This is a genomic window from Phenylobacterium sp., assembly GCF_036723115.1.
In the GTDB taxonomy this organism is placed as follows: Bacteria; Pseudomonadota; Alphaproteobacteria; order Caulobacterales; family Caulobacteraceae; genus Phenylobacterium.
In genome coordinates, this window is the sequence record NZ_DAIMHV010000043.1 from 1 (window position 1) to 19090 (window position 19090).

Consider the following 19090-nt stretch of genomic DNA (forward strand, 5'->3'; position numbering starts at 1 on the left):
GGGGTGGAAGCCGCCCGGGCGGGCGACGCCGGCCGCGGCTTCGCCGTGGTCGCCTCCGAGGTGCGGGCCCTGGCCCAGCGCTCGGCCGATGCGGCCAAGGAAATCCGCGACCTGATCACCCAGAGCGCCAAGCAGGTGGACGCCGGCGTGGGTCTGGTGGCCGAGACAGGCGAGGCCCTCAGCCATATCGCTGAGCGGGTGGTGCAAATCGACGCCCGCGTCGCCGAGATCGCCGCCTCGGCCGAGGAACAGGCCCGCGCCCTGGTGGAGGTCAACGCCGCCATCAGCCAGATGGACGGGGTGACCCAGCAGAACGCGGCCATGGTCGAGCAGGCCACAGCGGCGGCGCACTCTCTCCGTCGCGAGACGGGCGAGCTCAACCGCCTTGTGGGCGAGTTCCGGCTGGCCGGCGCCGCTGCGACTCAGGAAACGCGCCGCGCGGCCTAACGGGCTGGCGCAACCCGCCACACCGCGCGGCCGGCGTCGTCGGTCACCAGCAGGCCGCCGAGCCCGTCCACCGCCACATCCACCGGGCGCCCCATGGCCTGGTCCCGATCGTTCAGGAAGCCTGTCAGGAAGGCCTCGGCCTCCCCGGCGGGCATGCCGCCTTCAAAGGGCACGAAGACGACGCGATAGCCGCTGAGCGGCTTGCGGTTCCAGGAGCCGTGCTGACCCACGAACATGCCGCCCCGGTAGCGGGCCGGGAAAGCCTCGGCCTCATAGAAGGCGATGCCCAGGGACGCGGTGTGCGGGCCAAGGCCGTAGTCGGGTTTGATCGCCTGGGCGACCAGGTCGGGCCGCTGCGGCTGCACCCGCTCATCGACGATCTGGCCGAAATAGCTGTAGGGCCAGCCATAGAAGCCGCCCGCCTGCACGCGGGTCATGTAGTCGGGCACAAGATCATCGCCCAGCATGTCGCGCTCATTGACGGCGGTCCACAGGGCGCCGGTGACGGGTTCGAAGGCCATGCCGTTGGGGTTTCGCAGGCCGGAGGCATAGAGGCGCACGGCGCCGGTGGCGGGATCGACCTCCAGGATCGCCGCGCGGTTCTCCTCCGCGGCCATACCGTTCTCGGCGATATTGCTGTTGGAGCCTGAGGTGACGAACAGACGCGTCCCATCGCTGGAGGCGACGACGTTCTTGACCCAGTGGTGGTTGAGTTCGCCTGCGGGCAGGTCCGCCACCTTGACCGGCGTTCCTTCCATGCGGGTCTGGCCCGGACGCCAGGAGGTGGCCACCAGGGCGTCGGTATTGGCGATGTAGAGGGTCTCGCCCACCAGGGCCATGCCCTGCGGCCGGTTGAGCCCTTCGGCGAAGACGCTCTGGATTTCGGCCACGCCGTCGCCGTCGGCGTCGCGCAACAGCAGGATGCGGTTGGGGCTGGGCTTGAGCGCGCCGGCATAGCGCTGCACCCGCTGGGCGATGCGGTCCATCAGCCCTTCGGGTGGTTTCGGCTCGCTGCTGGCCTCGGACACCAGCACATCGCCATTGGGCAGGACCAGCAGCCAGCGGGGATGGGCCAGGTCGCCGGCGAACCGCGTGACCACGAAGCCCTCTGGCGCGGTTGGCATGGCCCCGTCCGGCCAGCCCACAGCCTTGGCGGGATTGACCCGCGGCAGCAGGCTGCGCTGGGGCGAAGGGATGTTGGGATCGGCCCCGAAGCCGACGAAGGGCTCTTCGGAACCTGCCTGGCAGGCGGCGAGGAATAGGCAGGCGGCCGAGGCGAGGATGGGCAGGCGCACGGTGGAGCTCCGGCTGATGGATCAAGCGGCACCATCCGGCCTCATCGGCCCGCGGTCCAGTCCCGCCGACGACCCCTGGCCTGCAGGCTTGGCCGCGAGGGATGTTCGGCTAAGGTGGAGGCGAGCACAGCCCGCCGATGCGACGGCGGACAGGGAACCCCGCCGGCCCATGTGGCGCAACGTCTTCATCACGCTCCTGGCGCTCATGGCCCTGTCCGCCGGCCCGGCCCGAGCCGCCGAGGTCCGGGTGGCGACCGCCGCCAATTTCACCGAGCCCGCCCGGGAGATCGCGCGCCTGTTCGAGGCCCGCACCGGGCACAAGGTGGTATTGAGCTTCGGTTCGTCCGGCCAGTTCTACGCCCAGATCCGCCAGGGGGCGCCCTTCGACGTCTTCCTGTCGGCCGATGTGGAGCGCGCCCGCCAGGCTGAGGCGTCCGGGCTGACCGCACCTGGCCGACGCTTCACCTATGCCACCGGACGCCTGGCGCTCTACAGGCGCTCGGGCGGACCGATCGCTGACGGCGCGGCCGTGCTGCGGGCGGGCGCTTTCGACAAGCTGGCCATCGCCGATCCGGCCACCGCCCCCTATGGCCAGGCGGCGGTCCAGACCCTTCGTCGTCTCGGTCTCCATGAGGCCCTGGCCCCCAAGCTGGTGCAGGGGGGCTCCATCACCCAGACCTATCAGTTCGCCGCCACCGGGGCGGCGGAACTGGGGCTGGTGGCCCTTTCGCAGGCCATCGGCGGGCGAGGCGACTATTGGATCGTGCCCGAACGCCTGCACGACCCCATAGACCAGCAGGCCGTCCTGCTCCGCCGCGGCGCGGCCAATCCGGCGGCCATCGGCTTCGTGGAGTTTCTCCAGGGCCCGCAGGCCAAGGCGGTCATCCGTCGCTATGGCTACCAGGCGCCCTGATGGGGGAGGTGATCTGGCTCACGGTTCGCCTGGCCGGCGTGACCACCCTGCTGCTGCTGCTGCTGTCGACGCCGCTGGCCTGGTGGCTGGCCCGCAGTTCCTCCCGCTGGACGGCGGTGGTGGGCGCCGTGGTGGGGCTGCCCCTGGTGCTGCCGCCCACGGTGCTGGGCTTCTATCTGCTGTTGGCGCTGGGACCCGACAGCCTGTTCATGGCCCCGCTCGCCCCGTTCGGCGTGCGCACCTTGGCCTTCACCTTCACAGGGCTGGTGATCGGATCGCTGATCTACTCGCTGCCCTTCGCGGTCCAACCCCTGCGCAACGCCTTCGTGGCCATCGGCGACGAGCCGCTGGAATCGGCGGTGACGCTGGGGGCGCGGCCTCTGACCATTTTCACCCATGTCGCCCTGCCCCTGGCGGCGCCGGGCTATGTGACGGCGGCCATCCTGGTCTTCGCCCACACCATCGGCGAGTTCGGGGTGGTGCTGATGATCGGCGGCGCCATTCCCGGCCAGACGGCGGTGGTCTCCACCGAGATCTTCCGCCTGGTGGAGAGCCTGGCCTGGGACGAGGCCCACCGCCTGGCCGCGCTGCTGGTGGCGTTCGGCTTTGCCGTGATCCTGAGCCTGCTGCTGCTGGAGCGCCGCTTTGGAGCCCAGGCCGGCGGACGCTGAGGTCTCAGCTGATCACGTTGTCGGAGTCTTCGATCAGGATTCGGGCGGCGTCGCCCTGGGGGTCCTCGTACTGGCCGCTGCGCAGGGTCCACCAGAAGGCGGCCAGACCCGCAAAGCCCAGAGCTACCGAGATGGGGGCGAGGATGAGCACGATGTCCATGGACTATCCTTTCCGCACAGCGTGCATGCGCAGGGCGTTGAGCGTCACCACCAGGGACGAGCCCGACATGGCCAGGGCCGCAATGAAGGGATTGACGAAGCCCAGCATGGCGGCCGGCGCGGCCACCAGATTGTACAGGCCCGAGAAGCCGAAATTCTCCAGGGCGCGGCTGCGGGCGGCGCGGGCGACCTTGACGGCCTCGGGCACGGCGGCGAGGCCTTCGCCCGAGAAGACCAGGTCGGCCGCATTCTGGCTGGCGTCGAGGGCTGAACCTGGCGCCATGGCCGCATGGGCCTTGGCCAGGGCGGCCGTGTCGTTCAACCCGTCGCCCACCATCAGGACCTTGCGGCCCTCGGCGGTCAGAGCGTCGATGCGCGCAGCCTTGTCCTGGGGGGTGGCGCCCGCGCGCCAGGCGGTGATCCCCAGGGTCTGAGCCACGGCGGCGACCGGGCCGGCCAGATCCCCGGAGACGATCTCCAGGCTCAAGCCTTGCCGGCGCAGTTCGGCGAGCGCCTCGGCGGCGTCCGGCCGCAGCTGATCGGAGAAGGCGAAGCGCAGCTTGGTCTCGCCCTCGAAGCCGAACCACAGCTCGGTCTCGCTGGCCTGGGCGCTGTCGACGCCGACAAAGGCGGCGCGTCCCAGCCGGGCGCGCTTGCCGTCGATCAGGCCCTCGACCCCTTGTCCGGAGACTTCGGCGACCTCGGTGGCGCGCGGGCCGGGGCCGGCTTCCTGCGCCAGGGCGCGGGCCAGAGGGTGGGCCGAGGCCCGCGCCAGGGGGGCGGCGAGGGCGATGGCCGCAGGCATCGGATCGATCAGCCGCGGACGGCCTTCGGTGAGCACCCCAGTCTTGTCGAAGATCACATGGTCCACCTCGGACAGACGCTCCAGAGCGGCGCCCGACTTGACCAGCACGCCGGAGCGGAAGAGGCGCGAAGAGGCGGTGATCTGCACCGCGGGCACCGCCAGCCCAAGGGCGCAGGGGCAGGTGATGATGAGCAGGGCCGCAGCCCGCAGCAGGGCCTCCCGCGGTCCCAGGCCGAGCGCCCAGCCTCCGGCGAAGGTCAGGGCGGCCAGGGTGTGGATCACCGGCACATAGACGGCTGCGGCGCGGTCGGCGAGGCGCACATAGAGAGACTTGGCCTGGGCGCCGGCCTCCACCAGGCGGGCGATGGCCGCCACGGCGGAATCCTGGGACCTGGCGATGGCCAGCAGGCGCAGGGGCCCGGTCAGGTTGACCGCCCCGGCGCGACAGGTGTCGCCCGGCCGCACGGGGGCCGGCGCGGTCTCGCCGGTGAGCAGGGCGTTGTCCAGGGTCGAGACCCCGTCCTCCACGAAGCCGTCCACGGGGATGCGCTCGCCCGGCCGCACGATGACCCGTTCGCCCACGGCGATCTCGGCCAGGGGCTTCATCCGCTCCACCCCGTCGGCGCCCAGGACGATGGCGGCGGGGGCCTGCAGGGCCAGCAGGTCGGCTGCGGCGCTCCGCGCCCGGGCTCGCAGGCGATGGTCCAGCCAGCGCCCGATGAGCAGCAGGAAAAGAAGGGAGACGGCGGCGTCGAAATAGGCGTCGCGGCCCTGCAGTATGGTTTCGACGAAGCTGATGAACAGGGTGAGGATCACCCCGATGGAGATCGGCACGTCCATATTGGCCCGGCCGGCCTTCAGGGACCGCCAGGCGGACTCGAAGAAGGGCAGGCCCGCATAGATGGCGCAGGGGGTGGCCACGATGGCCGAGAGCCACAGCATGACGTTGCGCGTGGCGGGCCCCAGCTCCTGGCCGAACAGTCCCGCCCAGACGGGCACGGAGAACATCATGGCGTTGCCGGCGCCGAAGCCGGCCACGGCCATGGCCAGCAGGAGCCGCCGGCTCTCCTGGTCGTGGGCCCGCGCCGCCTGGCCGGGATCGAACAGGGTGGCGGGATAGCCCAGCTTCTCCAGGGTGGAGATCACCCGGCCCGGATCGCCCTTGGCGCCCCGGAAACGCACCGCCAGGCGCCCCTCGGTGAGGTTGAGCCGCGCGCTGGCCACGTCGGGCAAGGCCTGAACCGCGCCCTCCACCTTGGAGAGGCAGGCCGCGCACCGCGCCCCCTTGATCAGCAGCTCCAGGCTGGCGTCACCCTCGGCCGTCTTGCCGAGAAAGGCCGAAAGGTCAGGGCGCCGTTCGATGTCGTGGGTCAGGGCCATGTCAGTCGCCGTTGGGCTTCGAAGGTCTGGCCGCCCGGGGCGACGGCCTTGAAGGTCAGGTCCCAGACGCCGGCCAGGGCGTGCGCCTGGGCGCCATAGACGCCGGGGGCGGTCTCGCTCAGGGCCAGGGTTTGCGCGCCGGTCTCGGTGGCGGGCCGCTGAAGCAGGGCGGTGACCTCCAGGCCGGTGAGGGGATGGCCCTGGCTGTCCACCAGCTGCACCTCGACGCCATCGACCATGGCGGCCGCGGCCGCCCGCCAGCCGAGCTCGGCCTGCGCCGCCTGCTGGGCGAGGCGGGCGTTGTAGGCGAGGCCGTCCTCATAGGGGGTCACTGAGACCTCCCCCGGAAAGGTCCGAAGGGCGGCGGTGATGAAGACCGCATTGACCGCCGTGATCACAGCGAAAAAGGCGATCATGGCCACCAGAACGTGCCAGCCCTTGATGCGGAAACCGGCGTCAGTGTCGTGTGTGAGGCTCATCTCTGGTTCGCCGCTCCGGACAGGAAGGTGGTTTCGACCCGGCGGTTTTCGCCGGCTGCATCGACGGTGAAGGCCGCGGGCATGTTGGTCGCCGAAAGCGCGCTGGCCGGCGCGGTGACCAGCATCCGCACGGCGCGGATCTGGTTCGGCTCCACGGTGAAGGTGAGGGGCCCTTCGGTGGCGTCCTGGCCCGGGGTCTTCACCGAGGCGCCGGGGACGCCGGAGAAGGCGATGGTCGCCTCCATGGGGGTGAAGCCGCGATTGGCCACCTTGAGCGTGTAGCTGTTGCGAATATCCCCGTCGTGCAGGCGCACGAAGGTGGGGTTGCGGTCGCGCAGCACATGCAGGTCGATGGCGCTGCGGTTGAAGAGGCCCCAGGCCATGACGCCGCTCACCAGGATCAGGGCTGCGGTGTAGTAGATGGTGCGGGCGCGCACGAGGCGATGAGTGGGCTTGCCGCCCGCCGCGCGGGTGGCCACGGCCGCGTCGGTGTCATAGGCGATCAGCCGCTTCGGCCGATCGATCTTGGCCATGATCTCATCGCAGGCGTCGATGCAGAGGCCGCAATTGATGCACTCCAGCTGCGGCCCATTACGGATGTCGATGCCCATGGGACAGACCACCACGCAGGCGTGGCAGTCGATGCAGTCGCCACGGCCCTCCCAGCTCGCGCCCTTCTTGTGGGGACCGCGGGGCTCGCCGCGATCGAAGCGGTAGGTGACCTGGAACGAGTGCTGGTCGAGCATGGCGCCCTGGATGCGCGGCCAGGGGCACATATAGGTGCAGACCTGCTCTCGCATGGTCCCGGCCAGGGCGTAGGTGGTGAAGGTCAGGATGGCGCAGGACAGATAGGCGCTCATGGGCGCCTGGCCGACCCAGAAGGTTCGGATCAGGGTCGGCGCGTCGTGGAAGTAGAAGATCCAGGCGCCGCCGGTTCCGAAGGCCACCGCCAGCCAGACCGCGTGCTTGCCGCCCTTGCGCCAGGCCTTGTCGAAGGACAGGGGGGCGGCGTCGAGCTTCATGCGCGCGTTGCGGTCGCCCTCGAACAGCCGCTCGATATAGATGTAGAGGTCGGTCCAGACGGTCTGTGGGCAGGCATAGCCGCACCACAGGCGGCCGAACAGGGCCGTGACCAGGAACAGGGCCAGGGCCGCGATCACCAGCAGACCGGTGATGAAATACACCTCCTGCGGCCACAGCTGGATGAAGAAGAAGTAGAAGCGCCGCCCGGTGAAATCCACCAGGACCGCCTGATCGGGCAGGTCGCCCGGGCGGTCCCAGCGGATCCATGGGGTGACGTAATAGACCGTCAGGGTCAGGATCAGCAGGAACCACTTCAGCCGCCGCCAGGGCCCGTCCACCTTCTTGGGGTAGATGGGCGTGCGCTTCTTGTAGAGGCCGCCGCCGGCGTCCCCCTTGGCGCGCGCCTGGGCCGCGGCCGAGCGGGGGGCTTGCCCCTCGCTCGGCGCCGGCGACTTTGTGCGATCAATGACCACGGTCATGGTCGGCCCCTACTCGCCGCCGGCGTTGGCGTGGACGTAGACCGCCAGCGCCTTCAGCGTTTCGGGGTCGAAGCGGCCGGCCCAGGCGGGCATGACGCCGTTGCGGCCCGACCAGATCTGGGTGCGGATCTCCTCGCGGCTGTCGCCATAGAGCCATTCCCCGTCCGTCAGGTCCGGCGCGCCCTGAGCGCGGTCGCCCTTGCCGTCCACCCCGTGGCACGAGGCGCACTGGGCGACGAAGTCGGGCGCGGCTCGCTGGATGGCGGCCCGGTCGGCCTCGCGGCCGGACAGGGCCACGACGAACTCCGTCAGGTCGTTGATCTGGGCGCTGGTCATCAGCCCGTCACGACCGAAGGCCGGCATGAGGGAGAAGCGGGTCCCTTCCACGCCCGATCGGACGCCCACCTGCAGGGTGTGGTGGATGTCGGCGAGCGAGCCGCCCCACAGCCAGATGTCGTCACGCAGGTTGGGATAGCCCTTGGCCCCCGCGCCGCCCGCGCCGTGGCAGGTGGCGCAGTTGTCGCCGAACACCGACTGGCCGACCGCCAGGGCGTACTGCTGCAGGTCGGGGTCAGCTTCGATCTGCTCCAGGGTGGCGCCCGTCAGCCGCGCCGCGCCTTCGCCCCGCTGAACCTTCAGAGCCTCCAGCTCGGCGGCCACATTGGCCCGGTCGGAATGGCCGCGGAGGCCTGGCGTGTGGCCGGTGATCCCCGGCCAGGCGGGCATCAGCACCCAATAGACGACGGAAAAGGCGATACAGGCGTAGAAGATGTACAGCCACCAGCGGGGCAGGGGGTTGTCCAGCTCCTTGATCCCGTCCCATTCGTGGCCGGTGGTGTCGATGCCGGTGACGTCGTCGACCTCAGGCTTGGACATCTTGGTCCTCATCACTTTCGAGGGGTAGCAGGGCCGCGCGGCGGAAGGTCTCGCCATTGCGCGGCCAGAGGGCGTAGGCGACGCCCATGGCGAAGATGACGGCGAAGTAGATGGTGCCGCCCTGTTGGGCGAACCGGGCCACCGTCTCGTAGGAGAGTCCGCTCATCGCAGGTTCTCCGGGGCTTCGGCCTGATAGGTCGAGAAGTCGACGAGCGTGCCGAGCATCTGGAGATAGGCGATCAGGGCGTCCATCTCGGTCAGGCGCGTGGGGTCTCCATCGAAGTCACGCTGCTGGACCTTGTCGCCATAGCGCCCCTTGATGCCCCGGGCGGGCGCGAAGGGATCGGCCTGGTCGCGCAGGTCGGCCGACGCGCTGTCGAGCATGTCCTGCGTGTAGGGGACGCCCACCCGCACCATGGCCGTCAGCTTGGCCTGGATGTCCCGCTGTTCCAGCTCCTTCTCCGCCAGGAAGGCGTAGGGGGGCATGACCGACTCCGGGACCACCGAGCGGGGATCGATCAGGTGGTCGCGGTGCCAGGCGTCGGAATATTTGCCGCCCAGGCGGGCGAGATCGGGGCCGGTCCGCTTGGAGCCCCACTGGAAGGGGTGGTCGTACATGCTCTCGGCGGCCAGGCTGTAGTGGCCGTAGCGCTCCACCTCGTCGCGAAGGGGGCGGATCATCTGCGAGTGGCAGGTGTAGCAGCCCTCGCGGATGTAGATGTCGCGGCCCGCCAGCTCGAGCGGGGTGTAGGGGCGAACCCCCTTCACCTTCTCGATGGTGCTCTCCAGGTAGAAGAGCGGGGCGATCTCCACCAGGCCCCCCACGGAAACCACCAGCAGGATGGCCACCGTCAGGAGGATGGAGCGGCGTTCCAGGACGCCGTGCTTTTTCCAGATGTTCTTCATGAGAAGCCCCCTATTCGGCTGGGATCAGCGCAGGGGCGGGGTCGGCCTGCGAGACGGGGCTCGGCAGTTTGACCGTACGCCACAGGTTGTAGGACATGATCACGGCGCCGGCGAGGTACATCAGCCCGCCCAGGGTGCGGATGACGTTCTCAACATGCTTGGCGGCGACGGTCTCGACGAAGGCGTTGGCGAGGAAGCCTTGGGGCGTGTACTCGCGCCACATCAGGCCTTCCATGATGCCCGACACCCACATGGCGCAGATGTAGAGAAGGATGCCGGTGGTCGCGATCCAGAAGTGCCACTCCACGAGGTTGTTGGAGTAGAGGCGGTCCTTCTTCCACAGCCAGGGCACCAGGCAGTACATGGCCCCGAAGCTGATGAAGCCGACCCAGCCCAGGGCGCCGGAGTGCACGTGGCCGATGGTCCAGTCGGTGTAGTGGGACAGGGAGTTCACCGCCCGGATCGACATGAGCGGACCTTCGAAGGTCGACATGCCGTAGAAGGCGATGGCCACCACCATCATCCGGATGACCGGATCGGTGCGCAGCTTGTCCCAGGCGCCTGACAGCGTCATCAGGCCGTTGATCATGCCGCCCCAGGACGGCATCCACAGCATGACCGAGAAGGTCATGCCCAGCGTCTGGGCCCATTGCGGCAGGGCCGTGTAGTGCAGGTGGTGCGGACCCGCCCAGATGTAGATGAAGATCAGCGACCAGAAGTGGACGATGGACAGGCGGTAGGAATAGACCGGCCGCTCCGCGCGCTTGGGCACGAAGTAGTACATCATCCCCAGGAAGCCGGCGGTGAGGAAGAAGCCGACGGCGTTGTGGCCGTACCACCACTGGGTCAGCGCGTCCTGAACGCCGGCGAACAGCGAGTAGCTGCGGTGATGCAGTCCCCCCACCGGCATGGCCAGGTTGTTGATCACATGCAGCAGGGCGATGGTGACGATGAAGGCCAGGTAGAACCAGTTGGCCACGTAGATGTGGGGTTCCTTGCGCTTCCAGAGCGTGCCCAGGAAGACCAGCAGATAGGCGACCCAGACAATGGTCAGCCACAGATCCACATACCATTCGGGCTCGGCATATTCCCGGCTCTGGGTGATGCCGGCCAGGTAGCCGGTGGCCGCGAGCACGATGAACAGCTGGTAGCCCCAGAAGACGAACCAGGGCCAGGCGCCGCCGGCCAGCCGCGCCTTGGTGGTCCGCTGGACCACATAGAAGGAGGTGGCGATGAGCGCGTTGCCGCCAAAGGCGAAGATGACGCCCGAGGTGTGCAGGGGACGCAGCCGGCCGAAGTTCAGCCAGCCATGCTCAGGGAAGTAGAGCAGGTTTGGCCAGGACAGCTGGGCGGCGATGACCACCCCCACCAGCAGGCCGACCACGGCCCAGAACATGGTGGCGATGACCCCGGCCCGGACCACGCCGTCTGCGTAGCGCGTCTGTTCTGAGAACAGCCGGCCGGAATTGATGGCCACGGTCATTATCCCGAAGGCCAGGGTGAAGGCGGCGATCAGGACATAGCCGTGAAACTGGAACAGCCGATCCTGTGAAAAGGCTGTGGCGAAGATCGCGCCCAGGGCCAGGAGGCCTGTGAACGCGTAGAGCAGAAGCGCATCGAGCGGCGCCCGATCCTGCCCGGCTGTGAGTTGATTCATGTTCCCCAGCGACTCGGTGCGAAAGACCGCACACCTCTGACGCTGCGCAAGGCCGGGGGCTTTGATCCATCTCAAGGCCCGAACGGGGCGCTGCGGTGATCAAGGGGCCAAGAGGAGCTCATCCATGCGCGCGCAGAACCTGTCCCGCCCCGAAATCCGGCTGATCGGAGGCTTTACGGCCCTGGTGGCCGCGGCGCTCAGCGCCGAATATGCTTGGCTGCACGCCCAGTCCACCGCGGCCCTCTATGGCGCCATCTGCGGCGAAGGGCCGCTGGTCCACTGCGCGGCCTGCTACGCGGCCCCGGCCTTCGCCTTCGTCGGCGCCTGGCTGCTCGCGCCGCAGGTCAGCCGCCTGATCGAACGGCTATCCGGCCGTTCCTGATCGCCCTCAGCCCAGGGCCCTGATCACCGCCGGCGCCAGATTGCGCGCCACGATCTGCGCGCCCCTGGCGTTGGGATGGATGCCGTCCCTCTGGTTCAGGTCTGCCACCCCCGCCACGCCGGCCAGCATGTCGGGGGCGAGCGTGACGCCCTGCGTCCGCGCCACATGGGCGAAGGCGGCGTCGAACGCCTGCGCATAGCCCGCGCCCGCCGCCCGCGGGGCGCGGATTGCGGCCAGCACCACGGCCATTCTGCGCGCCTTCAGCCGGGAGACGATGCGGGTCAGGTTCGCCTCGGTGGTCTTGGGGTCGAGGCCCCGCAACAGGTCGTTGCCGCCCAGGGCCACGACGCAGACCCGGGTGTCGTCCTGGACGCTGAAGTCCAGACGGGCGAGGCCGCCCCCGGTGGTGTCGCCGGAGACGCCGGCCCCACGCACCACCACCTGCCGTCCGCGACGGGCCAGTTCGGCCTGCAACTGGGCGGGCAGGGCCGAAGCCGCCGGAAGCCCGTAGCCGGCGGTGATGGAATCGCCGAGCACTGTCACCACCGGCGCGGCTCTGGCCAGCACCGGCCCGGCCGGCGCGGCCAGCAGGGCCGCCAGGATCAGCCGGCGGGAGGGGCCGTGACCGCGCACGGCGTCTTTTGAGGGGGGCGTATGGATCATGACGGCGTCCTATCTAAGCACGGCGCCGTATCTGCCCAACAGCCTGGAGCCCTGAACGTGTCATCGCCCCTGATCGTCCTGGAGAATGTCTCGCTCACCCTGCCCTCGGCGGCCGGGCCGGTGGAGATCCTCAAGGGGCTGGATGCGCGGGTGGAGGCCGGCGAACACGTGGCCGTCACCGGGCCTTCGGGGTCGGGCAAGTCGTCGCTGATCGCCCTGGCCGCAGGCCTGGAGCAGCCGACGGGCGGGACGGTGCGCCTGCTGGGCGAGGATCTGTCGAAACTGGATGAGGACCGGCGCGCCCGCCTGCGCCGGGGGCAGGTCTCCCTGGTCTTCCAGTCCTTTCACCTGCTGCCCAACATGACCGCCGAGGAGAATGTGGCCGCCCCGCTGGAGATCGCCGGCAAGGCCGACGCCTTCCCCCTGGCGCGGCAATGGCTCGACCGGGTGGGCCTGATGGGCCGGCTGAAACACTATCCTCACCAGCTTTCGGGGGGCGAGCAGCAGCGCGTGGCCCTGGCCCGCGCCCTGGCGACCCGTCCGCGTCTTCTGTTCGCCGACGAACCCACGGGCAATCTCGACGCGGAGAACGCGGCCCACGTGGCCGACCTCCTGTTCGGCCTCGCCCAGGAGACCGGCGCGGCCATGGTGCTGGTGACCCATGACCCGGCCCTGGCGGCGCGGGCCGACCGACGGATCGTCCTGCGGGCCGGACGCGCGGTGAGCGCATGATCCCGTTGTCATTGCGGCTGGCCGGCCGCGAACTGCGGGCCGGCGTGCGGGGCTTTCGCATCTTCCTGGCCTGCCTGGCGCTGGGGGTGGCGGCCATCGCCGCGGCCGGCTCGACGGCCGAGGCCTTCCGGCGCGGCCTGGCTGATCAGGCCGGCGAGATTCTCGGCGGCGACCTGGCCGCCACGGTGGAGCAGCGCCGGTTCTCGCCCGAGGAGGTCGCGGCTCTGGACGCCGAGGGACCGGTCTCAGCGGCGGTGAATGTGCGGGCCATGGCCGAGGCCGCCTCGGGAGAGCGTCGCCTGGTGGAATGGCGAGGGGTGTCTGAGACCTATCCCCTCAAGGGCCAGGTCACCCTGCAAGGCGCCCCGGACCTCGCCTCAGCCCTCGCGCCCCGCGGGGGCTTGCCGGGGGCTGCGGTGGAGCAGGACCTGCTCGACCGTCTGGGGATCGGCCTGGGCGACAGCTTCCAGGTGGGCAATGTGCGCCTGACGGCCACCGCGGTGCTGCTGGAAGAGCCTGATCGCCTGTCGCGGGGCTTTGCGCTGGGGCCCCGGGTGGTCACGGCCCTGCAGGTGGTGGAGGGCGGCGGCCTGCTGGCGGCGGGCCTGCCCTTCGTGGAGACCCGGCGGCTGGTTCTGCCGCCGGAGCAGACGCCGGGCGCGGCCCAGGCGCGACTCGAGCCCCTCCTGGGCGACGACGTGCGCATAAGGGTGCGTGAAGAGGCCGCCCCGGGCGCCCGGTGGCTGATCGATCAGCTGGAGTACTTCCTGGCCTTCATCGGCCTGGCCTCGCTGCTGGCCGGCGGCTTGGGCGTGCAAGGTGCGGTGAGCGCCTTTCTGGAGGCCCGGCGTCCGTCCATCGCCATTTTGAAGGCCCTTGGCGCCTCGGCTGTGCTGGTGCGCAATGCCTATCTCGTCCAGATCTCCATCCTGGCCCTTCTGGGGATCGGGATCGGTCTGGTTCTGGGGGCCGCGTCGCCCTTCATCCTGGGGGGGCTCCTGCCGGCGGACCTGCCGGTTCCGGCGCTGTTCGCCGTCTATCCTGAGCCGCTCTGGCGTGCGGCGGGCTTTGGCGCGTTGTGCGCAGCGGCCTTCGCCCTGGTTCCCCTCGCCCGGGCGCGGGCGACCTCTCCCGCCAGTCTTTTCCGCCGCCAGCTGCAGGGTCGCGTTCCCCTCGGCGTCGAGCTGGTCGTCGCCCTGCTGGCGGCCGCCGGTCTGGCGGCCCTGGCCTTCCTGACCGCCCCGACCCCGCTCACCGCCGCCATCATGATCGGGGGCGTGGCGGCGGCCTTTCTCATGCTGTGGGCGCTCGGCCTGGGCTCGGCCAGCCTGGCTGGCCGCCTGCGCCGCCTGGCGAGAGGTCCTGTGCGGATCGGCTTGGCCAATCTCAGCGGCCCGCGCTCGGCGGCGCGCACCGCCGCCCCGGCCATCGGCCTGGGCGTCGCCCTCTTGGCCACCGTCGTGCTGATCCAGTCGAGCCTGCTGCGCCAGGTGGCTGAGGTCGCCCCGCAGACCGCGCCCGCCCTGGTCTTCACCGAGATTCCCGGAGAACAGGCAGACGCCTTCGAAGCCGTGGTGGCCCAGGCGTTCGGGCGGACCCTGACGCCGGACGACTGGCTGCGCATGCCCATGCTGACCGGCCGCATCGTGCGGGTGAAGGGCGTGCCGGTTGCGGAGGCGCAGATCGCCAAGGGCGAGGACTGGGCCTTCGACAACGACATCTCCATGACCCTCATTGGCCCCGAGCCGCAGCGCTCAGGGGTGGTCGAGGGCGCCTGGTGGGACTCAGACGTGGCGCAGCCGCAGATCGCGCTGGAGGCCGACGCCGCCCGGGCCGCGCGACTGAAGCCGGGCGACCAGCTGACCCTGTCGGTCCTGGGCCGCGAGATCGAGGTGCGCCTGGCCGCCCTGCGCGAGGTGGATTTCGGCGGTTTCGGCCCGAGTTTCGCCGTGATCCTCAGTCCGTCGACCGTGCCTGGGGTTCCCTTGCGCCAGGTGGCGATCGCCAAGGCGACCCCGGCGGAGGAGGCTCGCGTGTTGCGTGCGCTCGCCGCCGACTTCGCCGAGGTGAACGTCATCTCGGTACGCGAACAGCTGGAGGCGGCCACGGCCCTGTTCGATCGCCTGGCCCTGGCCGTTCGGGCCGCAGCGGCGGTGGCGGCCCTGGCCGGTCTGCTCGTGCTGGCCGGCGCCATCGCCGCCGGCGCCCAGGCCCGGGCGCGGGAGGCCGCGGTGCTGAAGGTGCTGGGGGCCTCGCGGGGCCAGATCCTGGGCGCCTATGGTGTGGAGTACGCTTCGGTGGGGCTGATCGCCGGCGCCATCGGCGTCGCCCTGGGCGTGGCCGCGGCCTGGCCGGTGATCACGCTGGTCTTCAAATCGGACTGGGCGGTGGATTGGGCCGGCGTCGCGGCCCTGGTGGCAGGCGCAGCGGCGCTCACCGGCTTGGGCGGCCTGGCGGCGGCCTTCCAGGCTCTGGCCCGCAGGCCGGCGGCGACCCTGCGCGCGGAATAGGCGGAAGGCCAGTCAGGCTCAGCGGTTTTCGTCCAGGAACCTCCGGAGCCGCTGAAGCGGGGGCAAGAGGGCCGCGGCCTCCGCCGGACCGAACGCCTCGGCCACCTGCCGCAGCAGGGGCGTGGCGGAGACGATGGCCTCCTCCCGCGCCGCCCGTCCCGTCTGCGTCAGTCGCACGCGCTTGGATCGGCCGTCCTTGGGGTCCGGCGTCAGGGTGATGAACCCCTTGGCCTCCAGCCGTCCCAGGGTGCTGGTCAGGGTGCCCCGGGTGACCTGGAAGGCGTCGGCCAGGGCCGCGGGCGTCTTGTCGTCGCCCAGGCGGACGCAATGGTTGAGCACGGTGAATTGGGCCTGCGTCAGGCCGTGGGGCAGGGCGCGCTCGAAGGCCGTTCCCGCCAGCTGGTCGATGATGCCGATCTCGTTGAAGAGCTGGAAGACCAGCGCCTCGGCCTCGCTCGGGCCGACGGGGGGCGTTCCAGGGTCAGACAAGATGAGCCTCTAATCCGCGCCGCGGCGTGGGAATGACCGGCCGCCCATAGCCGATGCGGAATAGCATCTGGATCCGCCGGCTGTCGCCGATTTCGGCATGGGCTTCGGCATAGAGGTCGCGCATCTCCGGATACTCCTGCAGCGCCTGGCTCCAGGGGTGGATGGCCAGGCCCAGCTGGGCGGCCTTCAGGTTCAACCGCACATAGGCCCGGCCGGCCTCCAGCTGAGCCGCGCGGGACCCGTCCTCTGTCAGAAGCCAGCCGAACGCCCGGGCCGACAGGGCGAGGCTGCGATAGAGGTCGAGCCCTTGCTTGAACGCCGTGGCCTCCGGGTCGCCCAGAGTTTCATGGGTCACGACCCCGGCCAGCCTGCCCAGCGCAAACATGGGACCCTCGAGCTCGATGCCATCGGGGTTCGCCGCCACTTCCCGGGCGCCGATCCGCATCAGGTCGACCGACTCCTGCATGGCGGCCGGCGTGGTCACCTCACGCAGATGCGCCCGCCAGGTCAGGTCCCTCAAACGCGCCACGGTTTCCGGACCACCATCGGTGACCGAGACGACGCCCGGGCGCTCGCCGGCCTGGGCGAGCTGTCTCAGCAGGGCGGGGGATACGTCTCTGGGTTCATAGGGCTCCTTGTTGGAACGCCGTTGGAGGATCTGGGCGAACAGAGGATCGGGCGCGGCGCCCGGAGCAAACCTCACCCGCGCCACCGGGCGGGCGTCCAGGGTTGTCAGGTCCTCGCCCTCCGGAAAGGGCGTGATTTCGGCGACGCGTCCCTCCTCGGCCGCAGCGATGCTGAGAAGCTCAAGGAAGGCCCCGCAGCCTATGGTGATCTGGCGGTCATAGGGGTCGGTGACCGGCAGCCGCCGGTCGAGGTCACAATAAAGGGTGAGCGCATCGTCCCCGTCCAGGCGCACCCGCCAGGGCTGGCGATTATGAGGGTTGGGGGCCAGCAGGGCGTAGGACAGGGCGCGGCGGCGAAACTCCGTCGGCTGGCCGGCCTCGCGCCAGGGCGCGCGCGCTGAACGCGACGGACCGTTCAGAGCCACGAAACCCCCGGCTGCGCCCGCCGCCAGGACGGTCCCGCCTCCGATCAGGATCAGCACGTATCGACGAGAGGGCATGGCGGTCTCCAAAAGTTTGATGTCAAACTAAATAGATCGATATCAAACTATATTCAAGGGGAAGACGCAGAGCCCCCTGGGCCTGCGGCGGCGCCTGATGCTATGGGGAGGCGCGCCAGTCTGGCGGCAGACAGGATGGAAGAGGATTGCTCAGCCTGATCAACACGTTCTCCGTAGCCCCTATGATGGACTGGACCGACCGGCACTGTCGGAGCCTGCACCGGGTGCTGACGCGCCGGGCGCTGCTCTATACCGAGATGGTGACCACAGGCGCGGTGCTGCACGGCGATCGCGAGCGCCTGCTGGGCTATGATCCGGGCGAGCATCCGGTGGCCCTGCAACTGGGTGGTTCGGACCCTGGGGAACTGGCCCAGGCGGCGCGGATCGGGGCGGACCTGGGCTATGACGAGATCAATCTCAATGTCGGCTGTCCCTCCGACCGGGTGCAAAGCGGACGGTTCGGCGCCTGTCTGATGCGCGAGCCGGAGCTGGTGGCCGAGTGCATGGCCGCCATCGGGGCTGCGGTGTCGGTTCCGGCCACGGTGAAGTGCCGCATCGGCGTGGACGATCAGGACGCCGAGCAGAGCCTCTTCACCCTGGTGGACCTGTGCGCCCAGGCCGGCGTGAGCCACTTCGTGGTCCATGCCCGCAAGGCCTGGCTGAAGGGGCTTTCGCCCAAGGAAAACCGCGACATTCCGCCCCTCGACTATGACCTCGTCTATCGGCTGAAGCGCGAGCGTCCGGGCCTGATCATTGCGATCAACGGCGGGATCGCCACCCTGGACGAGGCCGTGGCGCACCTGGATCAGGTAGACGGCGTCATGCTGGGCCGCGCGGCCTATCACACGCCTGACCTGCTCGGGCGGGTGGACCTTGAGGTGTTCGGGGAGAGGGATGTGGTCGATCCCGCCCAGGCGGTGGAGCTTTACCGCCCCTATCTGGCCGCCCGCCTAGCCGAGGGCGTGCCGCTGGCCGCCATGAGCCGCCACATGCTCGGCCTGTTCCACGGGCGGCCCGGAGCGCGGGCCTGGCGCCGCATCCTGACCGTCGAGGGCGTGAAGAGCGGCGCGGGGCTTGAGGTGATCGACGCCGGCCTTTCGGCCCTTGAGCTCGCCGCGGCCCGCGCCGCCGCCTGATTTCCTCAGCGATCGGACAGGTGTGTCTGTAGCGCACCGGCCAGGGCCAAACGCCGCAGGCGGGCGCCGACGCCCTTGGCGCCGCATCCGAACAACGTTCTTCTACCTCCGTTAGGCGAACGTCCGGCGATGGATCGGGCGACGAGGAGGAACGCAATGACACGTCTGCAATGGCTCGCGGGGACCGCCCTGGCGGGGGGGCTACTCATGACGGCTGGAGGGGCCGCGGCCCAGGACGCCACCGTGGTGGAAGAGGTGGTGGTCACCGGCTCGTTCATCCGGGGCACGCCGGAAGACGCCGCCCTGCCGGTGGAGGTGGTTTCGGCAGAGGAACTGTCGCGCCGGGGTTCGCCCACCACGATCGATCTGATCAAGTCCCTGCCGGTGAGCGGGCCGGTCCTGGGGGATTCCAACCAGTTCTCCACCACGGCCCAGGGTCAGGTGGGCGCCGGCACGATCAACCTGCGGGGCATCGGTTCCCTGCGGACGCTGGTGCTGCTGAACGGCCGCCGCACCACGGCCTCGCCGGGCGCGGGGTCTGGCGGGGTGGACACCAACCTGCTGCCGGTGGCCGCAGTCGGCCGGGTGGAGGTGCTGAAGGACGGCGCCGCGGCCACCTACGGCTCCGACGCCATCGGCGGGGTGGTGAACTTCATCACCCGGCGCAATTTCAGCGGCCTCGACATGAGCGCCGACTACCGGTTCGTGGACGGTTCGGACGGCGACTATACGGCGAGCCTCGCCTATGGCTGGGTGGGCGACCGGGGCAACATCCTGCTGGCGGCCGGCTATCAGCATCGCTCGGAGCTGCGCACCACCGAGCGCGACTGGGCCAACCAGCCCTATCTGACCAATCCGTCGGGCTATTCGGTCCTGGGCCAGCCCGGCTCCTTCCTGCCGCGCAACGGAGCGACGCCGACGGCCGGCGTGCAGCGTGACGCCAACTGCGTGGCGGTGGGCGG

The 19090-nt window shown here is 70.0% G+C and carries 20 protein-coding genes; 8 read left to right on the forward strand and 12 right to left on the reverse strand.

Annotated elements, in window-relative coordinates; all coding sequences use genetic code 11:
- A partial coding sequence (locus V7D28_RS06635; RefSeq protein WP_333586585.1) for a methyl-accepting chemotaxis protein occupies nucleotides 1-447 on the forward strand: 447 nt, incomplete at its 5' end.
- On the opposite strand, the gene V7D28_RS06640 is transcribed toward V7D28_RS06635, so the two are convergent.
- On the reverse strand, nucleotides 444-1742 hold the full coding sequence (locus V7D28_RS06640) for a PQQ-dependent sugar dehydrogenase (protein ID WP_333586586.1): 1299 nt from the start codon (nucleotides 1740-1742) through the stop codon (nucleotides 444-446). The genes V7D28_RS06635 and V7D28_RS06640 overlap by 4 nt on opposite strands.
- 169 nt (nucleotides 1743-1911) lie before the next feature.
- Here V7D28_RS06640 and modA point away from each other — a divergent pair, with 169 nt between their 5' ends.
- Both modA and modB read left to right on the forward strand, forming a co-directional pair.
- Nucleotides 1912-2655 (forward strand): molybdate ABC transporter substrate-binding protein, encoded by a 744-nt coding sequence (gene modA / locus V7D28_RS06645; protein ID WP_333586587.1) that lies wholly within the window; start codon nucleotides 1912-1914, stop codon nucleotides 2653-2655.
- A complete protein-coding gene (gene modB / locus V7D28_RS06650) occupies nucleotides 2655-3326 on the forward strand; it encodes a molybdate ABC transporter permease subunit (RefSeq protein ID WP_333586588.1) in 672 nt (223 codons plus the stop codon). Before modA ends, modB begins: the two co-directional genes overlap by 1 nt.
- 4 nt (nucleotides 3327-3330) lie before the next feature.
- Here the strand turns inward: modB and ccoS are convergent, their stop codons facing one another.
- The 8 genes from ccoS to ccoN are packed head-to-tail and all read right to left on the reverse strand — an operon-like array spanning nucleotide 3331 to nucleotide 10916.
- The gene (gene ccoS / locus V7D28_RS06655; protein ID WP_333586589.1) at nucleotides 3331-3486 is read right to left on the reverse strand and encodes a cbb3-type cytochrome oxidase assembly protein CcoS; all 156 of its coding nucleotides are present in this window, start codon (nucleotides 3484-3486) and stop codon (nucleotides 3331-3333) included.
- A gap of 3 nt (nucleotides 3487-3489) precedes the next feature.
- Nucleotides 3490-5664, reverse strand: a complete 2175-nt coding sequence (locus V7D28_RS06660; protein WP_442957902.1) for a heavy metal translocating P-type ATPase — start codon at nucleotides 5662-5664, stop codon at nucleotides 3490-3492.
- The gene (locus V7D28_RS06665) at nucleotides 5661-6149 is read right to left on the reverse strand and encodes a FixH family protein (RefSeq protein ID WP_333586591.1); all 489 of its coding nucleotides are present in this window, start codon (nucleotides 6147-6149) and stop codon (nucleotides 5661-5663) included. The genes V7D28_RS06660 and V7D28_RS06665 overlap by 4 nt, the downstream gene beginning before the upstream one ends.
- On the reverse strand, nucleotides 6146-7651 hold the full coding sequence (gene ccoG, locus V7D28_RS06670; protein WP_333586592.1) for a cytochrome c oxidase accessory protein CcoG: 1506 nt from the start codon (nucleotides 7649-7651) through the stop codon (nucleotides 6146-6148). The genes V7D28_RS06665 and ccoG overlap by 4 nt, the downstream gene beginning before the upstream one ends.
- Nucleotides 7652-7660: 9 nt before the next feature.
- Nucleotides 7661-8527 carry a cytochrome-c oxidase, cbb3-type subunit III gene (gene ccoP / locus V7D28_RS06675; RefSeq protein WP_333586593.1) on the reverse strand — a complete coding sequence of 289 codons (867 nt, stop codon included), beginning with the start codon at nucleotides 8525-8527 and terminating at the stop codon, nucleotides 7661-7663.
- The gene (locus V7D28_RS06680) at nucleotides 8514-8693 is read right to left on the reverse strand and encodes a cbb3-type cytochrome c oxidase subunit 3 (protein WP_333586594.1); all 180 of its coding nucleotides are present in this window, start codon (nucleotides 8691-8693) and stop codon (nucleotides 8514-8516) included. The genes ccoP and V7D28_RS06680 overlap by 14 nt, the downstream gene beginning before the upstream one ends.
- Nucleotides 8690-9433 carry a cytochrome-c oxidase, cbb3-type subunit II gene (gene ccoO, locus V7D28_RS06685; RefSeq protein ID WP_333586595.1) on the reverse strand — a complete coding sequence of 248 codons (744 nt, stop codon included), beginning with the start codon at nucleotides 9431-9433 and terminating at the stop codon, nucleotides 8690-8692. The genes V7D28_RS06680 and ccoO overlap by 4 nt, the downstream gene beginning before the upstream one ends.
- Before the next feature lie 10 nt (nucleotides 9434-9443).
- Nucleotides 9444-10916, reverse strand: a complete 1473-nt coding sequence (ccoN, locus tag V7D28_RS06690) for a cytochrome-c oxidase, cbb3-type subunit I (protein ID WP_333586603.1) — start codon at nucleotides 10914-10916, stop codon at nucleotides 9444-9446.
- A 298-nt stretch (nucleotides 10917-11214) separates the two neighbouring features.
- On the opposite strand from ccoN, the gene V7D28_RS06695 reads away from it, so the two are divergent.
- Nucleotides 11215-11472: a hypothetical protein gene (locus tag V7D28_RS06695; protein WP_333586596.1), complete on the forward strand. Its 258-nt coding sequence runs from the start codon at nucleotides 11215-11217 to the stop codon at nucleotides 11470-11472.
- Nucleotides 11473-11478: 6 nt separating this feature from the next.
- Here the strand turns inward: V7D28_RS06695 and V7D28_RS06700 are convergent, their stop codons facing one another.
- A complete protein-coding gene (locus V7D28_RS06700) occupies nucleotides 11479-12135 on the reverse strand; it encodes an arylesterase (RefSeq protein ID WP_333586597.1) in 657 nt (218 codons plus the stop codon).
- Between the two features lie 57 nt (nucleotides 12136-12192).
- Between V7D28_RS06700 and V7D28_RS06705 the strand changes: the two genes are divergently transcribed.
- Together V7D28_RS06705 and V7D28_RS06710 are read left to right on the forward strand one after the other, a co-directional pair.
- Nucleotides 12193-12867, forward strand: coding sequence for an ABC transporter ATP-binding protein (locus tag V7D28_RS06705; protein WP_442957901.1), 675 nt, complete (start codon nucleotides 12193-12195; stop codon nucleotides 12865-12867).
- Nucleotides 12864-15377, forward strand: a complete 2514-nt coding sequence (locus V7D28_RS06710; protein ID WP_333586598.1) for an ABC transporter permease — start codon at nucleotides 12864-12866, stop codon at nucleotides 15375-15377. Before V7D28_RS06705 ends, V7D28_RS06710 begins: the two co-directional genes overlap by 4 nt.
- An 18-nt stretch (nucleotides 15378-15395) precedes the next feature.
- Here V7D28_RS06710 and V7D28_RS06715 read toward each other — a convergent pair whose 3' ends face one another.
- Together V7D28_RS06715 and V7D28_RS06720 are read right to left on the reverse strand one after the other, a co-directional pair.
- Nucleotides 15396-15866: a MarR family winged helix-turn-helix transcriptional regulator gene (locus V7D28_RS06715; RefSeq protein WP_333586599.1), complete on the reverse strand. Its 471-nt coding sequence runs from the start codon at nucleotides 15864-15866 to the stop codon at nucleotides 15396-15398.
- Nucleotides 15859-16992 (reverse strand): Acg family FMN-binding oxidoreductase, encoded by a 1134-nt coding sequence (locus tag V7D28_RS06720; RefSeq protein WP_333586600.1) that lies wholly within the window; start codon nucleotides 16990-16992, stop codon nucleotides 15859-15861. The genes V7D28_RS06715 and V7D28_RS06720 overlap by 8 nt, the downstream gene beginning before the upstream one ends.
- A 146-nt stretch (nucleotides 16993-17138) precedes the next feature.
- Here V7D28_RS06720 and dusA point away from each other — a divergent pair, with 146 nt between their 5' ends.
- Nucleotides 17139-18128: a tRNA dihydrouridine(20/20a) synthase DusA gene (dusA, locus tag V7D28_RS06725; protein ID WP_333586601.1), complete on the forward strand. Its 990-nt coding sequence runs from the start codon at nucleotides 17139-17141 to the stop codon at nucleotides 18126-18128.
- Between the two features lie 207 nt (nucleotides 18129-18335).
- Nucleotides 18336-19090: TonB-dependent receptor plug domain-containing protein (locus tag V7D28_RS06730; RefSeq protein WP_333586602.1), on the forward strand; the 755-nt coding region annotated here is incomplete at its 3' end.

Excerpts from the sequence above, each read along its gene's own strand:
- V7D28_RS06700 (WP_333586597.1), bottom strand. The coding sequence starts at position 12,135 with ATGATCCATACGCCCCCCTCAAAAGACGCCGTGCGCGGTCACGGCCCC.
- ccoO (WP_333586595.1), bottom strand. The coding sequence starts at position 9,433 with ATGAAGAACATCTGGAAAAAGCACGGCGTCCTGGAACGCCGCTCCATC.
- V7D28_RS06720 (WP_333586600.1), bottom strand. The coding sequence starts at position 16,992 with ATGCCCTCTCGTCGATACGTGCTGATCCTGATCGGAGGCGGGACCGTC.
- V7D28_RS06695 (WP_333586596.1), top strand. The coding sequence starts at position 11,215 with ATGCGCGCGCAGAACCTGTCCCGCCCCGAAATCCGGCTGATCGGAGGC.
- V7D28_RS06680 (WP_333586594.1), bottom strand. The coding sequence starts at position 8,693 with ATGAGCGGACTCTCCTACGAGACGGTGGCCCGGTTCGCCCAACAGGGC.
- ccoN (WP_333586603.1), bottom strand. The coding sequence starts at position 10,916 with ATGACCGTGGCCATCAATTCCGGCCGGCTGTTCTCAGAACAGACGCGC.
- modA (WP_333586587.1), top strand. The coding sequence starts at position 1,912 with ATGTGGCGCAACGTCTTCATCACGCTCCTGGCGCTCATGGCCCTGTCC.
- modB (WP_333586588.1), top strand. The coding sequence starts at position 2,655 with ATGGGGGAGGTGATCTGGCTCACGGTTCGCCTGGCCGGCGTGACCACC.
- ccoS (WP_333586589.1), bottom strand. The coding sequence starts at position 3,486 with ATGGACATCGTGCTCATCCTCGCCCCCATCTCGGTAGCTCTGGGCTTT.
- ccoP (WP_333586593.1), bottom strand. The coding sequence starts at position 8,527 with ATGTCCAAGCCTGAGGTCGACGACGTCACCGGCATCGACACCACCGGC.
- ccoG (WP_333586592.1), bottom strand. The coding sequence starts at position 7,651 with ATGACCGTGGTCATTGATCGCACAAAGTCGCCGGCGCCGAGCGAGGGG.
- V7D28_RS06665 (WP_333586591.1), bottom strand. The coding sequence starts at position 6,149 with ATGAGCCTCACACACGACACTGACGCCGGTTTCCGCATCAAGGGCTGG.
- V7D28_RS06710 (WP_333586598.1), top strand. The coding sequence starts at position 12,864 with ATGATCCCGTTGTCATTGCGGCTGGCCGGCCGCGAACTGCGGGCCGGC.